The organism is Acinetobacter sp. AM (assembly GCF_003105055.1).
Lineage (GTDB): Bacteria > Pseudomonadota > Gammaproteobacteria > Pseudomonadales > Moraxellaceae > Acinetobacter > Acinetobacter tibetensis.
The window spans coordinates 1-25696 of the sequence record NZ_QETG01000038.1 but is presented as its reverse complement, the minus strand read 5'-3'; the positions used below and the strand labels follow the sequence as shown (position 1 = coordinate 25696).

The 25696-nt window shown below is 42.2% G+C and carries 25 protein-coding genes, 4 tRNA genes and 1 riboswitch; of the genes, 8 read left to right on the top strand and 21 right to left on the bottom strand.

The annotated features are described in order from the left end of the window. The 19 genes from DCO44_RS15645 to DCO44_RS15555 all read right to left on the bottom strand — a co-directional run. Positions 1–99: GTP-binding protein (locus DCO44_RS15645; protein WP_009586195.1), on the bottom strand; the 99-nt coding region annotated here is incomplete at its 3' end. 147 nt (positions 100–246) lie between these two features. Beyond that, positions 247–321, bottom strand: a tRNA-Thr gene (locus tag DCO44_RS15640). Between the two features lie 12 nt (positions 322–333). Beyond that, a tRNA-Gly gene (locus DCO44_RS15635) sits at positions 334–409 on the bottom strand. Between the two features lie 36 nt (positions 410–445). Continuing rightward, positions 446–529: transfer RNA gene (locus tag DCO44_RS15630), tRNA-Tyr, on the bottom strand. A gap of 54 nt (positions 530–583) precedes the next feature. Next, positions 584–659, bottom strand: a tRNA-Thr gene (locus tag DCO44_RS15625). Between the two features lie 99 nt (positions 660–758). Continuing rightward, positions 759–2252 carry an anthranilate synthase component I gene (gene trpE, locus DCO44_RS15620; RefSeq protein ID WP_116763502.1) on the bottom strand — a complete coding sequence of 498 codons (1494 nt, stop codon included), beginning with the start codon at positions 2250–2252 and terminating at the stop codon, positions 759–761. A 115-nt stretch (positions 2253–2367) separates the two neighbouring features. Beyond that, positions 2368–3039, bottom strand: a complete 672-nt coding sequence (locus DCO44_RS15615; RefSeq protein ID WP_116763500.1) for a phosphoglycolate phosphatase — start codon at positions 3037–3039, stop codon at positions 2368–2370. A gap of 70 nt (positions 3040–3109) precedes the next feature. Further along, positions 3110–3781 carry an FHA domain-containing protein gene (locus tag DCO44_RS15610; protein ID WP_116763498.1) on the bottom strand — a complete coding sequence of 224 codons (672 nt, stop codon included), beginning with the start codon at positions 3779–3781 and terminating at the stop codon, positions 3110–3112. Positions 3782–3855: 74 nt separating this feature from the next. After that, on the bottom strand, positions 3856–6114 hold the full coding sequence (gspD, locus tag DCO44_RS15605) for a type II secretion system secretin GspD (protein ID WP_116763496.1): 2259 nt from the start codon (positions 6112–6114) through the stop codon (positions 3856–3858). A 42-nt stretch (positions 6115–6156) separates the two neighbouring features. Then, entirely contained in the window at positions 6157–6984 is an 828-nt protein-coding gene (locus DCO44_RS15600) for a type II secretion system protein N (protein ID WP_116763494.1), read from the bottom strand. Next, complete coding sequence (gene gspN / locus DCO44_RS15595) at positions 6984–7727, bottom strand: type II secretion system protein N (RefSeq protein ID WP_116763492.1); 744 nt, start codon at positions 7725–7727, stop codon at positions 6984–6986. The genes DCO44_RS15600 and gspN overlap by 1 nt, the downstream gene beginning before the upstream one ends. A 165-nt stretch (positions 7728–7892) precedes the next feature. Beyond that, positions 7893–8219 carry an H-NS family nucleoid-associated regulatory protein gene (locus tag DCO44_RS15590; protein ID WP_116763490.1) on the bottom strand — a complete coding sequence of 109 codons (327 nt, stop codon included), beginning with the start codon at positions 8217–8219 and terminating at the stop codon, positions 7893–7895. 152 nt (positions 8220–8371) lie between these two features. Further along, positions 8372–8800 (bottom strand): acyl-CoA thioesterase, encoded by a 429-nt coding sequence (locus DCO44_RS15585; protein ID WP_116763488.1) that lies wholly within the window; start codon positions 8798–8800, stop codon positions 8372–8374. An 8-nt stretch (positions 8801–8808) separates the two neighbouring features. Continuing rightward, complete coding sequence (locus DCO44_RS15580) at positions 8809–10002, bottom strand: heme biosynthesis protein HemY (RefSeq protein ID WP_116763486.1); 1194 nt, start codon at positions 10000–10002, stop codon at positions 8809–8811. A 1-nt stretch (position 10003) separates the two neighbouring features. After that, positions 10004–10855, bottom strand: a complete 852-nt coding sequence (locus DCO44_RS15575; RefSeq protein ID WP_116763484.1) for a hypothetical protein — start codon at positions 10853–10855, stop codon at positions 10004–10006. Then, positions 10852–11631 (bottom strand): uroporphyrinogen-III synthase, encoded by a 780-nt coding sequence (locus DCO44_RS15570; protein WP_116763482.1) that lies wholly within the window; start codon positions 11629–11631, stop codon positions 10852–10854. Before DCO44_RS15570 ends, DCO44_RS15575 begins: the two co-directional genes overlap by 4 nt. Positions 11632–11634: 3 nt before the next feature. Next, positions 11635–12552: a hydroxymethylbilane synthase gene (gene hemC, locus DCO44_RS15565; RefSeq protein ID WP_116763508.1), complete on the bottom strand. Its 918-nt coding sequence runs from the start codon at positions 12550–12552 to the stop codon at positions 11635–11637. Positions 12553–12657: 105 nt separating this feature from the next. Next, entirely contained in the window at positions 12658–13395 is a 738-nt protein-coding gene (locus DCO44_RS15560; RefSeq protein WP_116763480.1) for a LytR/AlgR family response regulator transcription factor, read from the bottom strand. Positions 13396–13451: 56 nt separating this feature from the next. After that, a complete protein-coding gene (locus DCO44_RS15555) occupies positions 13452–14573 on the bottom strand; it encodes a sensor histidine kinase (protein WP_116763477.1) in 1122 nt (373 codons plus the stop codon). Here DCO44_RS15555 and argH point away from each other — a divergent pair. Together argH and DCO44_RS15545 are read left to right on the top strand one after the other, a co-directional pair. Beyond that, complete coding sequence (argH, locus tag DCO44_RS15550) at positions 14564–15994, top strand: argininosuccinate lyase (RefSeq protein WP_171304993.1); 1431 nt, start codon at positions 14564–14566, stop codon at positions 15992–15994. The genes DCO44_RS15555 and argH overlap by 10 nt on opposite strands. 11 nt (positions 15995–16005) lie before the next feature. Beyond that, positions 16006–16278 (top strand): oxidative damage protection protein, encoded by a 273-nt coding sequence (locus DCO44_RS15545; RefSeq protein WP_116763475.1) that lies wholly within the window; start codon positions 16006–16008, stop codon positions 16276–16278. 430 nt (positions 16279–16708) lie between these two features. Here DCO44_RS15545 and phoU read toward each other — a convergent pair whose 3' ends face one another. Further along, positions 16709–17431 carry a phosphate signaling complex protein PhoU gene (gene phoU, locus DCO44_RS15540; protein WP_016168465.1) on the bottom strand — a complete coding sequence of 241 codons (723 nt, stop codon included), beginning with the start codon at positions 17429–17431 and terminating at the stop codon, positions 16709–16711. A 108-nt stretch (positions 17432–17539) separates the two neighbouring features. Beyond that, a complete protein-coding gene (locus tag DCO44_RS15535; RefSeq protein WP_116763473.1) occupies positions 17540–18862 on the bottom strand; it encodes a TolC family outer membrane protein in 1323 nt (440 codons plus the stop codon). A gap of 251 nt (positions 18863–19113) precedes the next feature. Between DCO44_RS15535 and DCO44_RS15530 the strand changes: the two genes are divergently transcribed. The 6 genes from DCO44_RS15530 to gluQRS all read left to right on the top strand — a co-directional run bounded on the left by DCO44_RS15530 (position 19114) and on the right by gluQRS (position 25591). Next, a complete protein-coding gene (locus tag DCO44_RS15530) occupies positions 19114–20172 on the top strand; it encodes a hypothetical protein (protein WP_213066324.1) in 1059 nt (352 codons plus the stop codon). A 118-nt stretch (positions 20173–20290) separates the two neighbouring features. Then, positions 20291–20409: riboswitch (TPP riboswitch) on the top strand. Between the two features lie 108 nt (positions 20410–20517). Next, positions 20518–22413, top strand: coding sequence for a phosphomethylpyrimidine synthase ThiC (thiC, locus tag DCO44_RS15525; protein ID WP_116763471.1), 1896 nt, complete (start codon positions 20518–20520; stop codon positions 22411–22413). Between the two features lie 75 nt (positions 22414–22488). After that, entirely contained in the window at positions 22489–23109 is a 621-nt protein-coding gene (locus tag DCO44_RS15520; protein ID WP_116763469.1) for an NUDIX domain-containing protein, read from the top strand. Between the two features lie 10 nt (positions 23110–23119). Then, a complete protein-coding gene (cpdA, locus tag DCO44_RS15515; protein ID WP_116763467.1) occupies positions 23120–23929 on the top strand; it encodes a 3',5'-cyclic-AMP phosphodiesterase in 810 nt (269 codons plus the stop codon). Positions 23930–24140: 211 nt separating this feature from the next. Continuing rightward, positions 24141–24668, top strand: a complete 528-nt coding sequence (gene dksA / locus DCO44_RS15510) for an RNA polymerase-binding protein DksA (RefSeq protein ID WP_116763465.1) — start codon at positions 24141–24143, stop codon at positions 24666–24668. A 2-nt stretch (positions 24669–24670) separates the two neighbouring features. Continuing rightward, positions 24671–25591 carry a tRNA glutamyl-Q(34) synthetase GluQRS gene (gene gluQRS / locus DCO44_RS15505; protein WP_171304992.1) on the top strand — a complete coding sequence of 307 codons (921 nt, stop codon included), beginning with the start codon at positions 24671–24673 and terminating at the stop codon, positions 25589–25591. Positions 25592–25696: the final 105 nt, after the last annotated feature.

Genomic DNA, 25696 nt, shown 5'->3' with positions numbered 1-25696 from the left:
TGCAATCGCAGCAGTTAAAGTAGTTTTACCATGGTCAACGTGACCGATTGTGCCCACGTTTACGTGTGGCTTATTACGTTCAAACTTAGCCTTAGCCATGTTTATATTCCTCGTTTACGTCGAACACAATTCTGAGAAATGCTCAGCATCGACATATCGCCTAAAAAAGCAGACACCCAATACTTGAAAAGCAGACTAATAAGCCTGCTTTTTAAAATCTTTGTAGAATATCTACTAAACTGTATCTGGAGCTCTTATCGAGATTTGAACTCGAGACCTCTCCCTTACCAAGGGAGTGCTCTACCACTGAGCTATAAGAGCAATCTTCTTCGATGGAGCGGGAGACGAGGGTCGAACTCGCGACATGTAGCTTGGAAGGCTACCGCTCTACCAACTGAGCTACTCCCGCTTAATGTTGGCAATTAACCACTTCAATCGAAGTTAATGGTGGTGAGGGAAGGATTCGAACCTTCGAAACTTTCGTAGCGGAGTTACAGTCCGCCCCCTTTGACCGCTCGGGAACCTCACCACTTCACACTTATTTCAGTGTTGTTCTTTACTTCACAACTACACACTCTTAAGATGGTGCCGGCACACGGATTCGAACTGTGGACCTACTGATTACAAGTCAGTTGCTCTACCAACTGAGCTATGCCGGCTCTTTCTTAGTGTTTCGTACGTTTCGTATCGGAACGGTGTGCAGTTTAGCAAAACTTAGAATCCTTGCAAGTGTTTTTTTCAAAAAAACCGCTAAAAACTCATAAAATCAATCCATTTGATGATAATTCAACCGCTTTGATCACTGCGCGAGCTTTTATTTGCGTTTCATTCCACTCAGACTCAGGATTTGAGTCTACAACTAACCCTGCTCCCGCCTGAACAAAGACCTTATTTTCACGAATGACGCAGGTGCGAATTGCAATCGACATGTCCATTTCGCCATGCCAGCCTAAATAACCAACAGCACCACCAAAAACACCACGTTTTACTGGCTCAACTTCGTCAATAATTTCCATCGCACGAATTTTTGGGGCTCCTGATAAAGTCCCCGCAGGAAAAGTTGCTTTAAAAACATCCAAGGCATCTACATCATCACGCACTTCACCTTGCACATTAGAAACAATATGCATGACATGCGAATAACGCTCGATCACCATTTGATCAGTCACTTGCACTTTGCCAATTTTAGAGACGCGACCGACATCATTACGTCCCAAATCAATCAGCATTAAATGTTCTGCAATTTCTTTTTCATCTGAAAGTAAATCTTTTTCTAATGCTAAATCTTCTTCTTTTGTTTTACCGCGTGGACGTGTGCCTGCCAAAGGACGAACCGTGGCAATCCCATTTTCTAAACGAGATAAGATTTCAGGTGAAGAACCCACAATATGAAATGGCTTTTGATCTGTCAGGGTCTTCCCTTGTACCAAGAATAAATATGGCGATGGATTTAAATGACGCAACGCACGATAGACTTGTAAAGCCTCTCCATCAAAATCGGAGACCATACGATGCCCAGGGACCACCTGCATGACATCCCCAGCGCGAATATATTCTTTCACTGTCTCTATCGATTCTAGGAATTTCTGTTTACCTGTTAACGATTCAAAATGCGGTGCACTGTGTTTTTTCGCTTGTAGACTCACTGGAGTCGCAAGTAGCTGCTCTAAGGCATCTAGCTGTGTTTGTGCCTTAAAATACGCCTCTGGGTCATTCACATCGGCATGTACAATCAAAAATAAAGTATCTTTGAGGTTATCAAACACGATCACCGTTTTAGACAGCATCATCCAGATATCAGGTAAACCCACTGGATCTGCCTCGGGCACATTGTTTAACCGTGGTTCAATATAACGCACCGCATCATAGCCAAAATAACCAACCAATCCACCCGTAAAGCTTGGCAAGTCAGGTAAGTCTATTTGTGTCGGAACTTTAAACTGCGCTTGGAAGGTCCGAATATATTCAAAGGGATCAGCACAGTCTTGTTGTTCATGCATTCCATCCGCGTGCTGAATGGTGAGCTTGCCCGCATTACAAGAAAATACGGTAGATTCTCCCAAACCAATAATGGAATAGCGCGCCCAGTTTTCTCCACCTTCAACCGATTCAAATAAATAGGCTTGTTGATGGTCTTTCAGACGTGCAAAAACAGAAAGTGGGGTTTCTGTGTCTGCCAAGCGTTGGCGGTAAACAGGAATCAGGTTATAGCCTTGTGCTTTTAATTGCTCGTATTGCACTTGAGTCGTCATGAGGTTCTCTCTAAATTTTCGATTGGGGTCAATTCAATTTTTCGTTACATCAGACTGAGCGACGCCATCGAAAAGCTTTACAACGACTCATGTGGCATTATTCCTTATCTACAAATTACGTTTTGATTAATTCTCTTAAATCATCCACCACTTGTTGTGGCTGGCAATCCTGTATATCTTCACCATGATTATAACCATAGCTTACGACAATACAATCAATACCCGCACGCCGTGCCGCCTCGACATCATTACTTGAATCGCCAACCATTAAAGTTTGAGATTTCTCAAATTGATATTCTTCCACGCAGTGTAACAACTGACGTGGATGTGGCTTACGTTCTTCAAAACGGTCGCCACCAATCACATCGACAAAGTATTTAGACATCCCCAAAACTTCGACAATCATCCGTGCAGGCTGTTCAGGTTTATTGGTAACACACACCATTTTTTTATTGTGTTGTAAGCCCCATTCTAGAAACTCCAGAATGCCGTGAAATGGACGTGTTTCGACACAAGGTTCTGCATTGTAAATTTTTAAAAAGGTGTCGAGTAACTGTCTGTGCTGTGCTGGATCAACCTCACCCGTGAGATGTTGCAACGTACTGTGGCAAAAGATGGATGTGCCCTTGCCCACCCAAACGCGAACTTGCTGTTCAGTCACCAAAGGGAGCTGGAGTACATTGAGACTCATATTCATCGCACGATATAAATCCGTCGCTGAATCGACCAAGGTTCCATCTAAATCAAATAAAATGAGTTCACGGCGATCTAATTGTGCAATATTCATAAGCAGCTCGAATGATTCAGATATAAAAAAGGCATGCCGCAGCATACCCTTATTGTAGGCAATTCACAGATTATTTAAACATCACCCAAGCGAGGATTGCCAAAATCACCAAAACAATAATCGTGATTAAACCCAGTGAGGCATTCTTCTGCTGTGTGCGTTCTTCTTCTACACGAGAAACTGGTTGCTCAACAGGAACCGGTGCAGGCTCTGGTGTCACTTGAGACAAGTCGATCCCTTCTGGAATTGGTGCAGGCTTTGGCACAGAGACATTCTGCGGCATTCCATCACGAGTTAACTGCACATTACCATCACGCTCAGTCAGGCTTGGCATCCCCTGTTCATTCATGTGTTGTGCTGCTGATTTCTCTGCTGCTGTTTCAGATGGTGCAACAGCTTCGGCAGGTTGCTGCACTTCAATCTCTTCTTGCTCAACTGTCTCTACTGCTGGTGCAGGTGCAAAGACTGAAAATTTAAAGCTTGCAAACTGGACAATATCTCCATCCTGCAACTGACTTTCATTTTCAATTTTTAATTCATTCACAAAAGTGCCGTTCGATGAGTTTAAATCCTGCACCCATAACGCCTGCTCTTTTAACAACAGTGCTGCGTGTTTACGTGACACCTCTGCCGATTGTAACAATACGTCTGCATCTTGATGGCGCCCAACCAACATATCGCGGTCGATATTGATCTCTTGCCCCGTAAATTCGCCTGTAATTGCCTGTATCTTCCAAGTCATCACATTATCTCTTTATGATTTTGCCTCATCATACCATGCAACTTATAGATTTCAATTTGGATACCTTATTGGCATTACGAAGCTGGATGCACACGGATTGTAGTCACTGTATTTTTGGTTTTTTCTACTTCCGATTTTGGCAAAGGGCTGCTGGTGATTGGCGGCTCAATTGCCACAGGTGTTGTTACAGTCGTGGCATTGGAGGTCTGTGCACCTGATGGAACTGCTTGGTATGGACTGGTGCGCGATGCACCGGGTTGGACTGGTAAGCGCTGCATGTAGACATCATCCACCTGTTCAGGCAACTTGGCAAAGCCTCCATCTTTATCAAGCGCCAATTGCAAACTATATAACTGACTATAACGCTGTTGAGATAAACGACGAACATCATCGCCACCACCCACAATCGTTGGATGAATAAAGACCAATAAATTGCGCTTCTGATTCGATTTTGAGTCCGATCTAAATAAACGTCCTACTCCGGGAATCGCACCTAGACCCGGAACCGATTGACGACTATAAATCGAGTTATCTGAAATTAAACCACCCAAAACCACTGTTTGACCATGCTCTGCCAAAATTGAAGTTTTGATTGCCCGTTTGCTGGTCACCAAGTCCGAAGCTTGACCTTTGCTATTTTTGACCCCAGAAACTTCTTGTTCGACTTCTAAACGCACCGTGCCATCTTCCCCGATGTGTGGAATCACTTTTAGCGTCACACCAACATCTTTACGTTCGATGGTGGTATACGGATTCACTGTGCCATTATTGGTGCTCACCGAACCTGTCACAAAAGGCACGTTTTCACCCACCACAATATACGCTTCTTCATTGTCCATCGTGACAATCGAAGGTGTTGAAAGCAAATTAGATTTGGTATTTTCTTTGAGTGCCTGAATCAATGCACCATAAAGTCGACGCGAACCATCACTGCCCTCTTTATAATCACCCAACACCACTGAGCTGCCCGCACCCGTCAAGGCCTGTCCCAGACCTGAAGCCCCACCACTCAAATAACCCGCAGCGAGACTGGCTAAGCTTGAACCCACGTTATCAAAACTGATTAGCCCCACACCGCTGCTAAGGTCACCCAAAGCCCATTGCACACCCAATTGATCGGCATCAGAACCTTCTACTTCAATAATTGCAGCTTCAATTAAGACCTGTTGGCGACGAACATCAAGTTGCTGAATCGCAGACTCAATTTCTCGCATCAACTGCGGATCTGCTTTGACCACCAACGCATTTTGCGAACTATCAGCAATGATACTGATCCCATTGGCATTAAAACTGGTGATGTTATTCTGGTTATTCCCAGAAGAACTGCCCCCCAAATTAATTGCTGGTGTCGAAATACTTGAAGATGAAGAACCATTGCTTGTCGTCGTATTCGCACTACCCATCATATTATTGTTGGCATTGGATGTACTGTTCGCACGACCATCAGCCCCTGATACTGCCTGCCCAGTGACCAAGCCCTGTAAAATTTCGGCTAAATTTTTTGCACTGGCGTACTTTAAGCGAAAAACCTTCAAGCCACCCAATCGGTCTGCCGCAGGCACATCCAACATCTCAATCAATTGACGCAAACGTTTGCGTGTTGCCGTATCACCTTTAATTAAAATGCGATTAGTCCGATTGTCCGCAATCACACGCACTCGCGCGCCTTTTAAATCTTTGGCTGCACCTGTTGCCGTCATGGAATCCAATAAGCCAATCATTTCCTCGGCTTGACTAGATTGTAACGTAATCGCTTCGATATCGTGTTGATCAGTACCATCTAAATTACGAATGATGGTTTCTAGTTGATAAATATTACTGGCACGATCTGACACAATCAGCGCATTAGCCCCGGGTACTGCCGACAAATTTGCAAACTGCGGCATTAATGGACGTAAGGCAGGAATTAAATCATTGGCATTGGTATTTTCCAGCCAAATCACACGCGTGACAATTTGATCACCCCTAGCGCGATTTTTAGCATCGTAGGGAATCCCTGAGCTTTTTACATTGCTGTCTGGAACGATTTTCACAGTATTGCCTGATGGGATTGCCACCACACCATTCACATTGAGCACACCTAAAAATAAATCGTAAACTTCACTTTTATTGAGTGGCTTATTGGAAATGACCGTCACATTGCCTCGTACGCGAGGATCAACTGCAAAATTTTTCCCTGTAATATCGGCCACTTCATTAATAAACGCCGTTAAGTCCGCATCACGTAAGTTGATTTTCCATGTTTGCGCATAGGCACTGCTACTCACAGCAGCAATCAGAGGTGCACTTGCGAGCAAAGCCCAAACTGGACGATTATTATGAAATAAAGCCATATACTTCTGTGTTTCCTAACCCTACGGGCGATTTCTCATCATTTAAAAATTTTGTTGTATGGTCATCACCTGATCACCACGTTTTATTTCAAGTTTGACTTGGCCTGCTTGTTTGGCTTGTTCAAGTAATTGTGCATCATTTTGCCCCTGCCCCACGCCTTGACCATTTAAGGACAAAATTCTATCTCCAGGTTGTAATCCAAGGGTATTGCGTAAAGCTGAAGGTGTTTTACTGGTGACTTCATAGCCTTCACCTGTTACCGCACCCACCCCCATATCGGCCAAAAACTGGTCACGATTTTGATGCATTTGTTGCACTGCTTGCCCCAAAGCATTTTGAGTCGATTGCGGTGTATTCGCTGTTGGCAATGAAGCCGCAACCGCAGGTGGAACAATCGGTTGATTTAGACCATTGGCAATTCGATTAAATGCAACTTGCTGGCTTTGTCCTGTGGAGTCTCGTAACACCACATGATCCCAATACACTTCGGCCAATTGATAAGCTGTGCCTGCGAGTGTCTCCCCAACCTTATAACGGTCAGCTACTTCATTAACTTTAATCACTGCTGAGGAATATTGACTCGGATAGGACACCACCACCCCTTGCAAAACAAAATTGGCGAGGTTCGCACCACTCGAAGCATTATTTTCCTGAAATAAAGAAAATGCAGAAATATTGGGAACTTGAGGTTGCTGCGAACCCAACTCTACACGTTCTAATTGCATAGGCATTGGCGGAGCAACCCACAACCAAAATATACTGGCCAATTTCCAGCTTAAATAGGCCACTAACGCTGCCAATAGCCACGGTGCAAAACGATTGAATTGCGCACCATTCAAATGCTGTAACTTCTCTTTGACCGATCTCATTACATACCACCTTTCAACAGGGGCTGACGAGAACTAACAACATAGGTATCTAAACCTGCTTTACCTTGATACGACGGCACATTCATCAACATACGCTGAGTAATCTGCACATCAAGCATCAAGTTTTTATCCAAAAGCAGATTTATCATTTTTTGATCACGCTGATCTCGCACATCAACCATCAGCACTTGATCTCGATCGCTTAAGCTTCCTTTTAATGAAGGAATATTCATTTGCTCTTGACGTTGTGCAAAGCGATAAGTCAGCTCACCCCCAACCCACTGCACGGTGCCTTCTGCGTGTTGAAAGCCTTGTTCTTTTTGATATTTAAACTGTAAGTCTTGGACTTGAATCGGATTACTCGGCCATTGCCAATCGGCAACCCGCTTTAATGTTTCTGGGGCAATTTCCCCAGATAATGCTTTCACAGTCCAACGCTGCCCCAAACCATAGCCCACGGTACCTTGTAACTGGGTACGCCCACTATGAACATCAACTTGAGCACCCAAACGAAGCAACAATAAATCTAAAGGGCGCACCTTCCAATTCAATGAGCCTTTTAAAGCCCCTTGATGCCAATCCGCCTGCCCTTGCCAAATATTACCACTAACATTTTGTAAAACTTGATTATTTTTATAAAATTTAGAAATGAGCCATGCTGCAGGAATTTGCAGCACTACAAAAAATAAAAATGTACTTAATGCAAAAATCCACCATGCAAGGTGCTTATTTTTTTTTGTCATCCCAACACAACCAACATCACTATTTTTATTCCCTGAATATGTATTTTATCTTTGCCACCCATTATGCACACTTTTTTCTCATCGCCAATTCATCGCTATAAAAAAACCAAGCAGTTTTGCTTGGTTTAAATAATTTAATTAGATTGCATGACAATCTAATGAAGGCTAGATGAGAAAATCCTCAAGTTTTGCGCCTTTTTCCAATTCAGCGACTAACCAGCGCGGTTGTTTACCACGACCAGTCCAAGTTTCTGATGCATCTGATTTATTGCGATAACGTGGCTCTACAGATTTACGAGTACTTTTCTTACGTTTAGTTGCGCCAAACTCTAAGATTTGCTCAATACTCAAACCCACTTTATCAGCAATATCCATAATCTGAGTATATGCATCTTCAATTGCTTGGTCTTTTTTAGAAACGATTAAGGCTTCCGCTTCTACTTGTAAACGCTTTAACTCTTCTACAGATAAATTACTAATGTCCGGCATCATATTAACTCCATTAAATACGATTTAATTTCTTACATACAAGATTATCATATTTTTATTAACTCGATTATTCAATACTTATATTTAAATCCACTACAAGATTTGAACAATTAATACAGGTTTGAATAATCCAATATTAAAATAATGATCAAAAATTAAATTAAATGTCCAACATGCTGTTCCATTTTGAGAATCTTCTCACGAATATCATCAGGTATTGCGGTCTTTTGCATATTGTCTTGATCAACACAAACAATCACCGCCTCTGCCATCGCAACGACTGCATCTTGTGCCGTACTAAATAATAGATAACTCATACGCATTGCACTATTACGCAATTCATCCACACGAACAGCAATTTTGAGTTGGTCTGGATAAAATACAGGTCGTAAATATTTGCACTGATTTGATGCAACAACCGTCAATACGCTTTGCTCAAATATATTTAATGCATCAAAATATTGAATACGGGCACTTTCAATATATCGATAATACATCACATTATTTACATGTCCAAAAGCATCCATATCCCCCCATGCAACATTTTGCTCATACACGATTGGATATTCATTGAATAACGACATATATTTCCTTAAATCTTGATTTTCATAAAATTCGCATTATTTTCAAAGATCAAATTTAACTGATGAATCAAATCTTCCCGATTTTTCAACGTCGATTTAATCCTTAAATAATTCATGAGCACATTATCAGGATATAAAGTTAATAATGCATCTGCTTTATTTAACCGATCAGTCGCTTCGTAGACATGCCATTTTGCAAAGGTCAAAACAGGTAAAGATGGATATTTCAACTCCCAATCCTGAATATATTGCTCTACGTCGCTATAATTTGGCACCTGCTTCAACAATTGTTGCTGGAACCATGAATAAAACACCTCAGGATTAAACTGTTGATCTAGTAAATGTAAGGCCAAAGTTTCATGCTGCTGACTTAAGTCAGGTAAACGCGATAATAATTTTAACCACAACATTTTAATGTGATAGCTACGGGTTTCGATTTCAGTCGATAAATCTAAGTAACGTTGTTGCAAATCTTGCAAGTTTTCGGCACTGGCTTGGTCAAACTGTTGTAAAAGTTGCTCTAACCATGCTTGTTTGGTGGCTTCATCTAAATGTCCATATTGCATAGAACGTAAATACAACCACGGAAACTGCACAGCAAACACCCCCCACAGTTCGGTTAAGCGTTGCTCATACGCGACTTGCACATCCTTTAGCCAAGGGGATAATTCATGCTGAGTTAAAAACTCAAGATGTGTTAGTGCTTGCTCACCATCTTGCTGCGCCAGATAAACTTGAATGCGTTGAATTTCTGCCAATTCAAATGCCATGGCATGGCTATGATTTAAAACAGACAACGCTTGTGGATATTCCTGCTGCATCAAATACAGTCTTGAGTCAATTACACCGCGTAATAAACCAGACTGGGCAAATGCATTTTGAATAAATTGCTGTTGCTCCCGACCCGCATCTAATAACCAAATGACAGCCAACTGCTCATAAGGATGCAAGGTCTTGAAGTCGTAGATTTCGATTTGTTTTCTTTGTGCACGCGTAAAATAGCGTTTCAGCAACAGCCAAACCAACTGAAAAATAAAACCCAGCACAGCCAAAAGCACGAACATGAACCAGACATTACTCTGTAACTGCCATTCACGCCAATACACATAAACATAGCCTGCACCAAAACCGTAACTCAACACACTAATCACAGCAATCACAAGCAGGCATATAAAAGCATAGGCTAAAAGAATCTGTTTCATATTAAGACCCTAGCAATGCACGTGTATTTAAAACAGGCATCGGAATAATACTAAATCCTTTAATCTTCTCCACTTGCTTACGCAGTTTTTGTGCTTGTGCATCAGGCAAAGTCGATAACATCTGCATAATCTCCGCCAAATCTTTTTGATATTCGACATATTGACCATGATTCAATGCTTCTCGAGCAACCAATAGACGCAACTGTACTTCTTTCAAAATAATTGCACGCTGCATCAGTTGTGTAGCTGGTTGCTTAGCAGGCTGTAACTCAAACCAACGCTGCCAGAAAGGACGATCTTCTCCACGGACGGGTTTCATTTGAGCCTGTTTAATTTCTTGTGTTAATACCACATCTACTTGTTGTAATAGTTGTTGAATTTGTTGCTGCTGCTCTGTACGCGCTTGTACAGTTTGCTGTATCAATTGTTGATCTTTACCCATCACCTGATGCAAGCTTTGTTTCAAACTCGGTGCCAAAGCATATTGCTCAATATTAATATTCAGTTGTGCTAACTTTTCCAAAGCAAAATGGTACTGCTGTTGCTGCAAAGCAAAATCGACCAAGTCCAGTTGCTGACGAATCAAGACCATAGGATCAATCTGTACTGGAGTAGCCGCTGCCTGTACACCCGTGCCCGTAGCTGTCACATTCGATGCGTTTGGCTCAGATGGCTGTGGGGTTTGACGCTGTAAAGCAACAATTTGATCATTCAAACTGGCACTATTGGCTTCAAGCCGTTGTAACGTATCCTGCATTGCAACTTGCGTTTGATTGAACTGAAAAATGTCATAACTTAATTTGGCAATCCATGCCACACAGACCAAAATTAAAACAATTAAAAACTTTTTCATGCATTTCTCGGCATCGCTCGAAGGCATTGCAATATTGTTGCTGTATTTAAATCAGGTAATTGATAGAGATGAAATGATAAATGCTGTTGTCGCTGTGTATTTAACAGCACTTGATAAAGTCGCTCACCCAATACCATAAAATGTCCTCGTGCCAGCAACTCCATATGGGCTTGCATCAACGCTAACCAGTTTAGCCAACTGGCTTCACTGCTAATCAGCACACTATAGTGCTGATGGTGTTGCAACTGTACGACAACTTGATCAAAATTTTGAATCGTCTGCGCTGGGCAATGTCGTTGATACAAAATAAAATTTAAAACAGAAACACCTTGCTGTTGCAAAGTCTCCATCATAAATTGACGCCCACCTTGTCCTCGCCAAAAAGCCACACAAGCAGATGGAGACAGATCTTGCAACAATGGAATCTGCAACATCCCCTCTGATGTTTCAACCTTAGGCACATGACTAGATAAGCCATATTGGGCCAGTGCTTGTGCCGTTTTTTCACCGACTGCAATCCACTGCACCTTACTTAAGGCTTGTAGCGACACACCACTTTGCTTTAAGCCCTGCATCCCAAATTCAACCGCCGAAGGACTGACCACCACAATACAGGTCGCCCTCGGTAACTGCTGATACAAATCCTGCAACTCAGATGACCATGCACACGGCTCCAACACCAACAATGGAAGCTCCAAGACTTGAATACCTGCTTGTTGGATGTTTAAGCTAAGTTCGGTCGCACGAGTATTCGGGCGGGTATTAATAAACAACATGAATTAATGCAAAGCTTGGAGCAGTTCTCCTGCACCTAACTTGAGTAGTTGTTGTGCCAACGCTTCACCTAGCTGCTCTGCTTGCACCACTGGTCCACGCAATTCAGCAACCAATAAAGTGGCACCATCGACACTGCCAACACGTCCTTCAATGTGTAACTCATCTGCATGTAAAGTGGCATAACCTGCAATTGGCACCTGACAACCCCCTTCCAAATAAGCATTAAAGGCGCGTTCAGCACGAACACAAGCCGAAGTTTCCATATGCAACAAAGGTTGGATTAAATCTAAAACCTGTTGATCATCTTCACGACATTCCAACCCCAATGCCCCTTGTCCTACCGCTGGCAAACTAACACTGGCCGGCAAGGTATGACGAATACGTGCTGAAAGTCCTAAGCGCTTCAGTCCTGCACTCGCTAGAATGATGGCATCATATAAACCTGCATCTAATTTCGACAGACGGGTTCCGACGTTACCGCGTAAATCAATAATTTCAAGATCTGGACGCTGCTTCAAAATTTGGCATTTACGGCGCAAGCTTGATGTTCCTACTTTAGCACCCTGTGGCAAATCGTTAAAATGTGCATAGTGGTTTGAAACAAAAGCATCAAACGGATCTTCACGCTCACAAATCACCGCTAAGCTTAAACCCTCTGGAAGTGCCATAGGGACATCCTTCATAGAATGTACCGCCAAATCGGCTCGGCCATCCAACAATGCAGCTTCCAGCTCTTTGACAAACAAACCTTTCCCGCCAATTTTCGCCAACGGCGTATCTAAAATTTTATCGCCTTGAGTGACAAACGTAACCAACTCCACCTTTAAATCAGCATTGCGCTCTTCCAAACAGGAACGAATAAATTCTGCCTGCCATAAAGCAAGGGGACTTTGGCGTGTTGCAATCTTCAAAGTTTTCATAAATTTTAAATACATTGAATAAGGTCAGTTATTCTAAACTTAACTGGCTAACTTTAAAATGCAAGCAGAATTACCAACTCACTGCATGAAATCATCCATTTGGCTTCAAAGTTTATGAATTCGTTCGCGTAAATTTGGTAAATGTCGTCGACTCACAGATAAACGTTCGTCTAATTCACGGCAACGCACTTGGTATTGTCCAGAGTTAATCACCTCTAATCCTTCAAGATAATGCACCGAAACCAAAGCATTGCGATGAATACGAATAAACCGTTCACCAAATTCTAACTCTAAGTCCTTTAAAGTTTCATCAATGAGTACACTGCCATTTTTATGACGTACCGTGACATATTTTTGGTCCGCTAAAAAATAATAAATATTTTCTACGGGAACCAGTTCTACCCCGCGATAGGTCTTCGCAGCAATTTGATGACGTTGTGCTTGATTATCCATATCTTCTTTTTGTTTTAAGTTACTCATTTGCGCTTGCGTGAGTTTGGTCAGTTGGTCTAAAACCTGTTGCAATTCCTGTTGCATAATCGGTTTTAGCAAGTAGCCCTCGGCATGCGATTTAAACGCATCCAAGGCATGCTGGTCGTAAGCCGTACAAAATACGATAGCTGGGGATGGTTCCAACTGACGCAAATATTGCGCGCAGGTTAAACCATCCATTTCTGGCATTTGTATATCTAAAAGCACCACATCAGGTTGATAAAATTGCACCATTTCAATTGCTTGCTGACCATAAGCCGCGGTTGCAATAACCTGATGCCCCATTTGCGTGACCAATCTGGATAAACGCTCTACTGCAAGAGGCTCATCATCACAAATCAGGATGTCCATTATTCCTCCTTCGTTCAGTTAACGTGGATTATTTTTATAAGTTAACCGCCACTGTTTTATTTATACGGGTATTGCACCACAGTGGTATACATCCCATCCCCTGCAAAAGTTCGGAAGATGACTGCGCGCCCATAATACGCCATGAGACGCTGTTTTACATTATCAATGGCAATACCGTGTCCTTGTCGTAAATTTATTTTATCCTGTGTGTACGGGTTTGTAATGACAATATTGACTTGATTTTGTGTAATTTCGACCAATACACTCACTATACTGGTTGATAATGTTTTCTCAACCCCATGAAAAATACTATTTTCTAGCAAAGGTTGCAAAGTGAGCAACGGAATTTGGACCTGCGAAAATAATTCAGGATGTACATATTTCCATTCAACCTGCAACCGATTTCCTAGGCGAATCTGCTCAATCGCCAAATAACGTTGGCACAATTCAATTTCATCTTGCAATTTCACCAGCTTTAACTCTTGGAAACTGGCACGAAATAAACGCGATAAATCTAACAGCATTTGTTCAGCTTTATCAGGATCAACAACAATTAAACTGATGGCACTATTTAAGCTATTAAATAAAAAATGTGGATGAATTCGGGCTTGCATCGCCTGAATACGTGCATTCAACTCACTGTGTTGCTGTCGCATCCATTGTTCTCGAATATACAAATATCGAAAGCAAAATGCTCCCAGCAATCCCCCATAACTTAAATGCAGCACCACACCCTGCAATGCACTCGAAAGATCCAAACCTTTAAAGCTAAAGTTTTGCCCAAAAAAGACAAAAATATTGAGAATCAAGCTGGTACAAAAAATAATGCTTTGCAAGATCACAAAACCCAACAGCAACATTGAAGTTAGCCCCCAATGTTCTAAGCGAGGTTGCAGGCGCTCAACAATTGCCGTAAAGCACAGCAAGACCCAATTGATATACAGCATAAATAGCAGCACTTGCGTCCCACTCAGGGCTTGCCATGAATGTGCTTCGGCCAAAGCCAACAAAATGGCTAAAATATTGCCTGCGATACACAGCTCGACTAAATTTTGCCACCGTCCCGCGGTACTAAAAAAATAAGAATAGGATGCTGGGGCTTCGGCAACTGCTTTTGAATTTGCTATACTCTGTTTAATTTGCCGATTTTTTATTTTACTGAGCCGACATGACCACATCTTCTAATTCCTCTAATCCGTCACAAGCCCAGACTTCTGGCATGTGGGGCGGTCGTTTTACTGAAGCGACTGACGCTTTTGTTGCAGAATTTACCGCATCTGTGCAATTTGACCAACGCTTTTATAAACAAGATATTGCAGGCTCAATTGCCCATGCAACTATGTTAGCAAAAGTTGGCGTACTAACCGAATCTGAACGTGATGCCATTACCGAAGGTCTCCGCACCATTCAGGCTGAAATTGAAGCCGGTAATTTCGAATGGCGTATCGACTTAGAAGATGTGCATATGAACATTGAGTCGCGTCTGACTCAACGTATCGGTATTGCAGGTAAAAAATTACATACGGGTCGTAGCCGTAATGACCAAGTCGCAACGGATATTCGCCTCTATGTGCGTGATGAAATTGATGCCATTTTAGAACTCTTGGCGAAACTGCAAAAAGGCATTCTATCTTTAGCAGCAAAAAATACTGGCACAATTATGCCGGGCTTTACGCACCTGCAAACAGCTCAACCTGTAACCTTTGGTCACCACTTATTGGCATGGTTTGAAATGCTGGTGCGTGACTCTGAACGTTTAATTGACTGCCGTAAACGTGTGAATCGTATGCCTTTGGGTTCGGCTGCTCTTGCTGGGACAACTTATCCAATCGACCGTGCTTATACGGCTGAGCTTCTTGGTTTCGAAGCTGTTTCTGAAAACTCACTCGATGCCGTATCGGATCGTGATTTCGGCATTGAATTCAATGCCGCAGCATCACTGATTATGATGCACTTATCTCGTATGTCTGAAGAGCTGATTCTATGGACTTCAGCTCAGTTTAAATTCGTCAATATTCCTGACCGCTTCTGTACTGGTTCTTCAATCATGCCGCAGAAGAAAAACCCAGATGTGCCTGAATTGGTTCGTGGTAAAACTGGTCGTGTTTATGGTGACTTAATGAGTTTACTGACCCTCATGAAAGGTCAACCATTGGCGTACAACAAGGACAATCAAGAAGATAAAGAACCTTTATTTGACGCGATTGATACCGTACGTGGTTCACTCATGGCATTTGCTGACATGATTCCTGCATTGGTTCCAAACATTGAGATTATGCGCGAAGCAGCTCTTCGTGGTTTCTCAACCGCGACAGACTTGGCAGACTACCTTGTAAAAAATGGTGTGGCATTCCGTGATGCACACGAAATTGTAGGTAAGGCCGTTGCGCTTGGGGTACAAGAAGGAAAAGATTTATCGGAACTAACACTTGAGCAACTTCAACAGTTCTCTGACTTGATTCAAGCCGATGTATTTGAAAAAGCACTCACTTTAGAAGCATCAGTGAATGCACGTAACCACATTGGCGGTACCGCACCAGCGCAAGTCGAAGCTGCGATTGCACGCGCCCATGTTCGTTTAGAAAAACTTTACGCTTAAGGGGTTTCGTAATGTCTCGACAAATATTCTGCCGTAAGTATCAAAAAGAGATGGAAGGCTTAGACTTTGCGCCATTTCCTGGTGCCAAAGGCGAAGAGTTCTTCAATAATATTTCCAAACAAGCATGGCAAGAATGGTTAAAACACCAAACAACGCTAATCAATGAAAAGCGTTTAAATGTGTTTGAACCTGAAGCCAAGAAGTTTTTAGAAGAACAGCGTGAGAAGTTCTTTAGCAATGACAGCAGTATTGAAACTGCCGAAGGTTGGAAACCAGAAGCTTAAGTTTTTTTGAATACTAAAAATGAAAAGACCAGCCAATTGAGCTGGTCTTTTTGTATGTATGTTTTTGAATTTTATTAAATTAAGTCTAGCTTAAGGCAAGCATTGGGGTGGCACATTCAATTTCAAGGTTTGAGATATAAAAAGCTACATATCCATAAATAAGGCTACATTTGCACACAATATCCTACATGAGTCATGTGCAGCATCTCACTATAATGACAATTATAGAGATGGAGACATCTCTGAATATTAAAATAATATCCCCCTATTCATTTTATTCCCAGATTTCCCCCAAAATCTGGGATTTTTTTTAACTTGCTCTACAACTTCGATCACTCTCAATACAAGAAAAAAGGCTTATGTAGGTTCAACATAAGCCTTTAGCAACATTTAACAAAATAATTTGAATTGTTTTAATATGAAGTAAATCTTAACGCTCTTGAACTTTTTCTTCAATTTCGGCCACACTGGTATGTCGAACATCTAAACCTTTGACCATATAAATCACTTGCTCAGAAATATTGCGAGCATGATCACCGATACGTTCCAAAGAACGTAAAACCCACATCACGTTAATCACACGAGAAATATGGCGTGGATCTTCAATCATATAAGTCATTAAAGTACGGGTTGCCGACTGGTATTCACGATCAATATCCGCATCTGCCAACATAACTCGTAGCGCCTGATCCACATCTAAACGTGCAAAGGCATCCAAAGCATCATGAATCATGACACGAACTTGATTGCCGATATGACGGGTTTCCATATAACCACGCGGTGAACCGCCTTCTTCACAAAGGCTCTGCGCAATGCGAGCAATTTTTGCCGCTTCATCACCAATACGTTCTAAATCGGTATTGGCTTTACTCATGGCAATCACCATACGTAAATCAATCGCTGCCGGATGACGACGCGCTAAAATCAAAGTCAGGGCTTCATCAATTTCACGTTCATAACGATTGACGGTATTGTCTTGATATTGCACATCAATGGCTAAGTTCGCATCCGTATCAAGTAAAGCGTGGATTGCATTTGCCACTTGTTGTTCAACCAAGCCACCCATGGTCATAAATTTGGTATTTACAGCCTGTAAATCTTCATTAAATTGTGAAGAAATGTGATGGTTTAAAACAGGGTTACTTGGACTCAAAATGAACACTCCACAACAGCAGTTAAAGACAAACGCTTTCGCTCAATATTAAAGCATACCTATTATGAACATTTCATGACAACATAAAATCAACAGGAGTGTTTCTCGTTATTTTTCGACCAACCAGACATTCATTTGCTGCAACGCTTGTTCATTCAATTGCCCCACTGCTGCTTTTAAACGCAACACATTCAACACATAGTCATATTTGGCATTTACATAATCTTGTTTGGTTGAAAATGCATTGCGCTGTGCCAACAACACATCGACCATAGTTTTTAACCCTTCTTGATATTGCGCCTGAGAAGCCTCTGACACCACTTGGGAAGATTGCATGGCGGCCTGACGAGCTTCGAGTTTGGCTTGATCGGTTTCAACCTGATAATACGCTTTCTTCACTTCCGTTTGCGCTTTACGAATAGCAGCATCTAATTGTGCTTCGGATTTACGCACATTCACCGCTGCTTTTTGAATAGAACGCTGTGTTCGTCCGCCTGTAAAGGCATTCCAATTCATTTCAATGCCAATCTGGTCAAATTGACCATCATTTGACAGCACACTTGAAGGCTGCTGCTGATTATAACCATAGGTCCCGACAGCTTCGAGCTGCGGATAGAGCGCCGCTTTTTCCACCCGTTTTTGATCTTCTGCATAGCGTTGTTGTAAACGTGCTTGCTGTATTTCTAAATTGTGGCTGCGGGCCAAATCTTCCCATGCTGTCAATTGGGCGGGGTGAGGCTTTTGATAGACAAAATCATCCCGAATAACCGCAAGCTTGTCGCGATAAGGACCAATCAACTGCTGTAATTGTTCTTGTGCCAATAACAATTGCACTTGGGTTGCAATACGGTTTGCTCGTGCATTCTGATACTGCGCTTGCGCTTCACTGACATCACTTTTAGCCACCAAACCTTCTCGCAACTTGGCATTCATCATATTCAATTGCTGCAACAGGGCTTGTTCTTCCTGTAAATATGCTTGCGTTAAACTTTGCTGACGTAACACATCAAAATAACTTTCTGCCACCGTTAAAATATGCTGTTGTTGCTGTAATTTTAAGGTCACTTCACTTAAGTTGACCGAAGTCTCGACCTGTTTAAAACCTTCCCATGCATCCCAACGAAACAAGGGTTGTCGGGCAGTAACTGCAACCTGATGAGTCGTGGTGGCCGAAGGAATCTCTAAGGAAGATTGCGATGTATCTGAATTCTGCTGTGATTTTCGGGTGCTACTGGCTGAAACCGTGATCGTTGGCAATAAATTGCCTTTGGCAATGCCTAAATTGAGCTGATCTGCTTCGTATTGCAGCTTATTGGCTTGCCAATTTGGATCGGTCTGTTGCGCCCTCGCATATGCTTGCACCAAATCCAAAGCATGTGCTTCAGCCATGTGAAAACTTAAAGACAAACCGAGCAACCAAAGTTTCTTCATTCTTATCCCTGATTCAAACCGTTTCATATTGTATGTAACGTCATAAGCCCCTACAAACTCTGCTAAATTAACGTGATCAGTGCAATTTTGCACGGGTTTTAACCGTAATCACCTGCTAAAACAGCTCAGGTTTAGTAACCAAACTCCCTCACAATAGTACAAACCTAAAGCAATATTTCGGCTTAGAATAAAGCCTTGCTCCCTGCTTATCTTTTAGGTTTACATTCTTAACGGCTGTGAAATTCAAGTTTATGCTTTTATTCAAACCCTGTTTTCTCTTGTTGTGTGGCATCTTGCTGAGTGCTTGTCAGCAACCAGAATCTCAAGTTGCTCAAGAACAACCCCCCAAACAGCAACAACAAGAAATTACAGTTGATTTAACTGAAATGTGCAAAAACCTGAAAAAGAATATGTTGGAAATTAATAATCAACGCACCACCTTTGCCCTCGAAGAAATTAATCAAGATTTAAAAGTCTGCCTACCCCTTTTGAAACTGCGTGAACAAAAAGAGTTGCTGGAACTTTCTGGCACCATGTATGACAACTTTTTGCAAATTGAACGCACTCCACAACAACAATTGGCTTTTGAGCAATATGCTTTTGATATGGCACAACATCCCACTATTCAGCAAAGTCATTTTGAACAATTCTCCTTGCGCGACCAATATCTAATTAAGCATCAAGGACAGGCCTATATTGAATTAATGGACCAAGGTGAAGGAATGCTCGCTTACCGCCGTAGCCCTCAATATTTAGCGATTGTTTTTGCACCGTATATGCCCGAAGCAGAAAAAGCGTTTATGACGGAACTGGCACAACAAAATACACAAGTGCCTTTTCTTGATGGAGCACTCACCATTGACCCTCAAGAAATCGTTATCCGTGCCTTATTCTGGGAAAATTATCTACAGCAATATCCACGCAGTAGCTATCATCGTGACGCAGAGTATCTCTTACAGATGTACACGCATTTCTTATTTAAAGGCATGAATAACTCTCCAGTCTCAGAAAGCTATCACGATCAAAATGCCATTCACAGTAGCAGTCTATTTGAGATTGAAAAACTGGCGAAACTCAAACACTCCCATCTGGCATGGCAAGCACAACGTTTCCTGCAATTTCTAGCGTTATCGGAACAACAACGCAACGCCCAAATTCCTGTACAACTTAGCCCACAGCAAAAACAATCTGGGCAAAGCAATTTACAGACGTTAAAACAATTAGATCAATTTCTAGGTCTACCTGAGCTGAATACACGTTCGCCTCGCGACTGTTTCAGCGATGCGATTTGTCTTCCATCAGCAAAATAATTTGCGCTATTTTTCATTCTTTTTCATACAACCCACAACAACAATAAGTCCTTTTTCATCGCTGACGAATGTCATGAAATATGCATGGGCATTTCCCAGATTGCATGCTACCATTTGTTCTAGCTTGACGGAGCGCGAGTAATCCCTCGCTGAGATTGTGTAGTTCTAAACATGAGCACAAGTACCGTTGAACCTGATCAGGTTAACACCTGCGTAGGAATCAAGCGCTCCCTAAAACTGTCGCCCTCCGTCTATCTGGTGAATTTACTATTAGAATTTAAACCAGAAGACCAGCCAAGTTTTGGTCGTGCTTGATTCGTTGATGTCATTCATAAGGATCATGCTATGAACCAATTAACGAATCTTTCCCCTGCTGAAGTTTCAGCTCAACATGAGCAAGATGCAAAAGATTTAACTCGAATTTTACCTGCTTCAAACAAAGTCTATATTCAAGGCTCACGCCCTGATATTCGTGTACCCTTCCGTGAAATTAGCCTAACCGATACCCCAACAGGTTTAGGTGGTGAACACAATCTGCCTTTACGCGTGTATGACACCTCTGGCGTCTATACCGACCCAAATGTTTCAATTGATCTAAACAAAGGTCTACCTTGGGTACGTCAAACTTGGATTGAAGAACGTGACGATACCGAAGCCCTTACCAGTCTGACTTCAAAATTTGGTCAAGAACGCCTAAAAGACATTCGTACCGCCGATATCCGTTTTGCCCACATTCAAAACCCACGTCGCGCCAAAGCCGGTAAGAATGTCACGCAAATGCATTATGCCAAGCAAGGCATTATTACCCCAGAAATGGAATATATTGCGATTCGCGAAAACCAGCGCCAACATGAAGGCGTGGATATGCGTCAACATGCAGGTCAAAATTTCGGGGCACAAAACTTACGTGAAATTACCCCTGAGTTTGTCCGTCAAGAAATTGCAGCGGGCCGTGCCATTATTCCTGCCAATATTAACCATCCTGAAATTGAACCCATGATTATTGGTCGAAATTTCTTGGTGAAAATTAATGCCAATATTGGGAACTCCGCACTGGGTTCTAGCATTGATGAAGAAGTAGCGAAGATGACATGGGCAACCCGTTGGGGTGCCGATACCATCATGGACTTATCGACAGGTAAAAACATTCATGAAACCCGTGAATGGATTATCCGTAATTCACCCGTTCCTATCGGTACTGTGCCTATTTACCAAGCTTTAGAAAAGGTGGATGGCGTTGCCGAAGACCTCACTTGGGAAATCTTTAAAGACACCTTAATTGAACAAGCCGAACAAGGCGTTGACTACTTCACCATCCATGCAGGTGTATTGCTGCGCTATGTACCAATGACTGCCAATCGATTAACAGGCATTGTGTCACGTGGTGGTTCAATCATGGCGCAGTGGTGTCTAGCCCATCATCAAGAAAATTTCTTGTACACGCATTTTGATGAAATCTGCGAAATCATGAAAGCCTATGACGTGTCATTCAGTTTAGGCGATGGTTTACGTCCGGGTTGCGTACAAGATGCCAATGATGAAGCACAGTTCAGTGAACTGAAAACTTTAGGTGAACTGACGCACCGCGCTTGGGAACATGATGTACAGGTGATGATTGAAGGTCCGGGACATGTGCCTATGCATATGATCAAGGAAAATATGGATCTACAACTGGAAGTTTGTAAAGAAGCCCCTTTCTATACGCTTGGGCCTTTAACGACTGATATCGCTCCGGGTTATGATCACATTACCTCTGCAATTGGTGCAGCCATGATTGGTTGGTACGGCACCGCTATGTTGTGCTATGTCACACCGAAAGAACATCTAGGCTTACCGAATAAGAAAGATGTTAAAGACGGCATTATCACGTATAAGATTGCGGCACATGCTGCGGACTTGGCCAAAGGTCACCCTGGCGCCCAAGCCCGTGACAATGCTTTGTCTAAAGCACGTTTTGAATTCCGTTGGGAAGATCAATTCAACTTGGCCTTAGACCCAGACACGGCACGTAGCATGCATGATGAAACCATGCCAAAAGAAGCACATAAATCTGCCCACTTCTGCTCGATGTGTGGACCAAAATTCTGCTCCATGAAAATCACCCAGAATGTGCGAGATTATGCGCAAAATCAAAAAAATGCCTCAGTAGCAGAAACAGTCGATTCAGAAGTAGAATCCGGTCTGCAAGCCATGAAAAATGCCTACCACGAACATGGTCAAAAATTGTACCACAAAGTGTAATTGGCTAAAAAAATATTGGTGTTCAGAAAAAACTCCGTTAGGATGAAATAGTCATTTTCATCCTGACCGAGCTTTATGAATATTATTAAACGAGCAACGTATAATAGCGACGAAGTAGACATTCTTTCTCGAGAATATTTATTTCGCGGCTTTATTCAGGTTGAAAAAGTCAGTCTCAAACATCGTTTATTTCAACGAAACGACTATACCTCTGTTATTCATCGGGAATTAATTCAACGTCCCGAAGCGGCAGGGGTTTTAATTTATAATGACCATCAACAAAAATTCGCTTTAATTGAACAGTTTCGTATTGGTGCAATGGATGACCAAGATTCGCCATGGCAACTGGAAGTCATTGCTGGCGTACTCGATGGCGATGAATCACCTGAAAGCTGTATACGACGCGAAAGCCTTGAAGAATCAGGCTGTGAGCTGCAAGATTTGCAGCACCTATTCAGTTTTTATCCTTCTGCTGGAGCCTGTGCAGAGCTTTTTCATCTGTATAGTGCAGAAGCAGAACTTCCTGAGCAAGGCGGAATATTTGGCGTTGCTGATGAAGGCGAGAATATTCAATTACATATCCTTGATTATGCCGACATACGTAGCCTACTGACCAACGGTCGGCTCAGAAATGCGCCTGTCATTATGGCATTGCAATGGTTAGAACAACATATTAAAACCATAAGGAATGTCTAAGGGGACGGACATGACTTTGAAACAACCACATGATCAACAGCAAGACTGGACCATCATACAAATTTCAGATACACATTTAATGAATCAGGATGATTTAGAATTTGTGCATATGAATCCTGAGCAAAGTTTTCATCGCGTGATGGCTCAAATTCAACATGAATATCCACACGCTCACGCGCTGATTCATACCGGTGATTTGGCGCAGGTTCCTGTGTCTGAAACCTATCAGCGCTACCTCGATTTTATGCAAACCACAGGGTTCCAATACTACCAAGTGCCCGGCAACCATGATAGTGAGGAATTCTTTCCATTTCATGACCAGCAAAACAAAGTGCATGCCATTCCTATAGGAAATTGGTGTTTGGTGCTGCTCAATAGTGCCGTCAAAGGAAAAATTGATGGCTGGATTGATACAGAACAACTGAAACAACTGGATCACATTCTCAGTCTCCATGCCAAGCAATATATTTTAATTGCCTGCCATCATCATCCCTTTGAAATGCAGTCCCGTTGGATTGATCAGCATATTCTAAAAAATACTGAACATCTGACCGATGTCTTGGCTAAACACTCGAATGTCAAATTGGTGTTATGTGGTCATGTGCATCAAGCTTCGGAAAATCAATGGCATGGAATTCATTTTCTTTCCACCCCATCGACCTGTGTACAATTTAAACCCCATAGCGATGATTTTGCCCTCGACGATGAAGCCCCCGGCTATCGCGTCGTACAATTAAAAGCCAATGGCGAGTTTACAACTCAAGTTCATCGTACGCAGTTCATACAGAAAAAAATAAATATTGAAATTACAGGCTACTAACTTTTCATTTCATTTTATTTCCATTATGTTATGGCTGCTAAATAAAAGGTGATAGCTTAAATCGAAACATCAAAGACTATCCAGAATTGAAAAAAGTCTATATGATGACGACCCCTGTGGAACAATCTCCGCATGGGCGGTAGATAAAAACACTTGCATATCACCATATTTTTTGCGTATAGATGTACGTATATGATGAGGAATGCCCTATATGGCGAATGATAACCAAACCCAAGTCTTGGATGAACATACAGATGTTGTAGATGAAAAATCTACCAAGCGCGTACGTAAAGCAAAGCCGAAGGCAACTGAAGGTGGTTCTACTGCAAGCTTATTTGGTATTGAACCTTATCAGCCAAAAAAGAATGAAGAATACATGTCTGAAGGACAGCTTGAACACTTCCGCCTGATTTTATTGGCATGGAAAAAAGAGCTTATGTCTGAAGTTGATCGTACCCTCAACACCATGCAAGATGAAAATACAGCATTGCCTGACGTCAATGACCGTGCAACGCAAGAAGAAGAATTTGCAATTGAATTAAGAACACGTGACCGTGAGCGCAAATTGATTCGTAAAATCGAACAATCGATTGAAGCAATCAAGAATGATGATTATGGTTTCTGCGAAACATGTGGTATCGAAATTGGTTTACGCCGTTTAGAAGCACGCCCAACCGCAACGCTTTGTATCGATTGCAAAACTTTGGCTGAAATCAAAGAGAAGCAAAATAACGGTTAAGTATGTTATTCAATAATCCTCCCCTAACCCCTTCCTTACAACAGAAGGGGGACAACAGGATGGCTTATGTGGGTCGGTTTGCGCCATCGCCAACCGGCCCTTTACATTTTGGCTCACTCCTCACAGCCGTTGCGAGTTATTGCGATGCCAAAGCACAACAGGGACAGTGGTTCGTTCGTATCGAAGATACCGACATTCCTCGTATTTATCCTGGCAGTGAACAACATATTCTCGAATGCCTAGAAGCTTTTCAGCTTTATCCTGATGCCGAAATTATTTTCCAGAAAGATCGCCTAGACCTTTATGAAGCGGTGATTGATCAATTACACGTTGCAGGTCAAGTCTATGCCTGTGCCTGCACCCGAAAAATGCTTGGCTCTAATCATATCTATGCAGGGACTTGTCGTAATTTAAGTCTGGCGTTTGAACAGCAAGCCATTCGCGTTAAAGTCGAAGATCAATCCATCTGCTTTCAAGATCGCTTGCAAGGTCAACATTGTTCCAATTTAAAAGAGGATTTGGGAGACTTCGTACTCAAACGTCGAGACGGCATTATCAATTATCAACTCGCCGTTGTGGTGGATGATTATTTGCAAGGTATCACTCATGTCGTTCGCGGCGCAGATTTACTGGATAATACCGAACGGCAAATTTGGCTCGCACAACTACTGGGTTATCCCACATTAAGCTATATGCATCTGCCACTCGCAATGAATGCTCAAGGGCAAAAATTATCGAAACAAAACCTTGCACAAGCCTTAGACCCAAAGCAAGCACCTGAATTATTACAGCAAGCCCTGCTTGCGTTACACCAGCCAGCAGTAGCTTTAGACCGACCTGAAATCATGCTGCAACAAGCTGTAGCACAGTGGAATACCGACCTAATACCACACAGCATCGAATTGGAAGGGCATTTTCTCTAGGGCGTGTCCTCATTTGAAAAATAGATTTTAAAGACTTAATATAATCTTTCAAATTCCTTATATTTCTATATATTTCAATGGCACGTACCCTTTTAACAGATGATA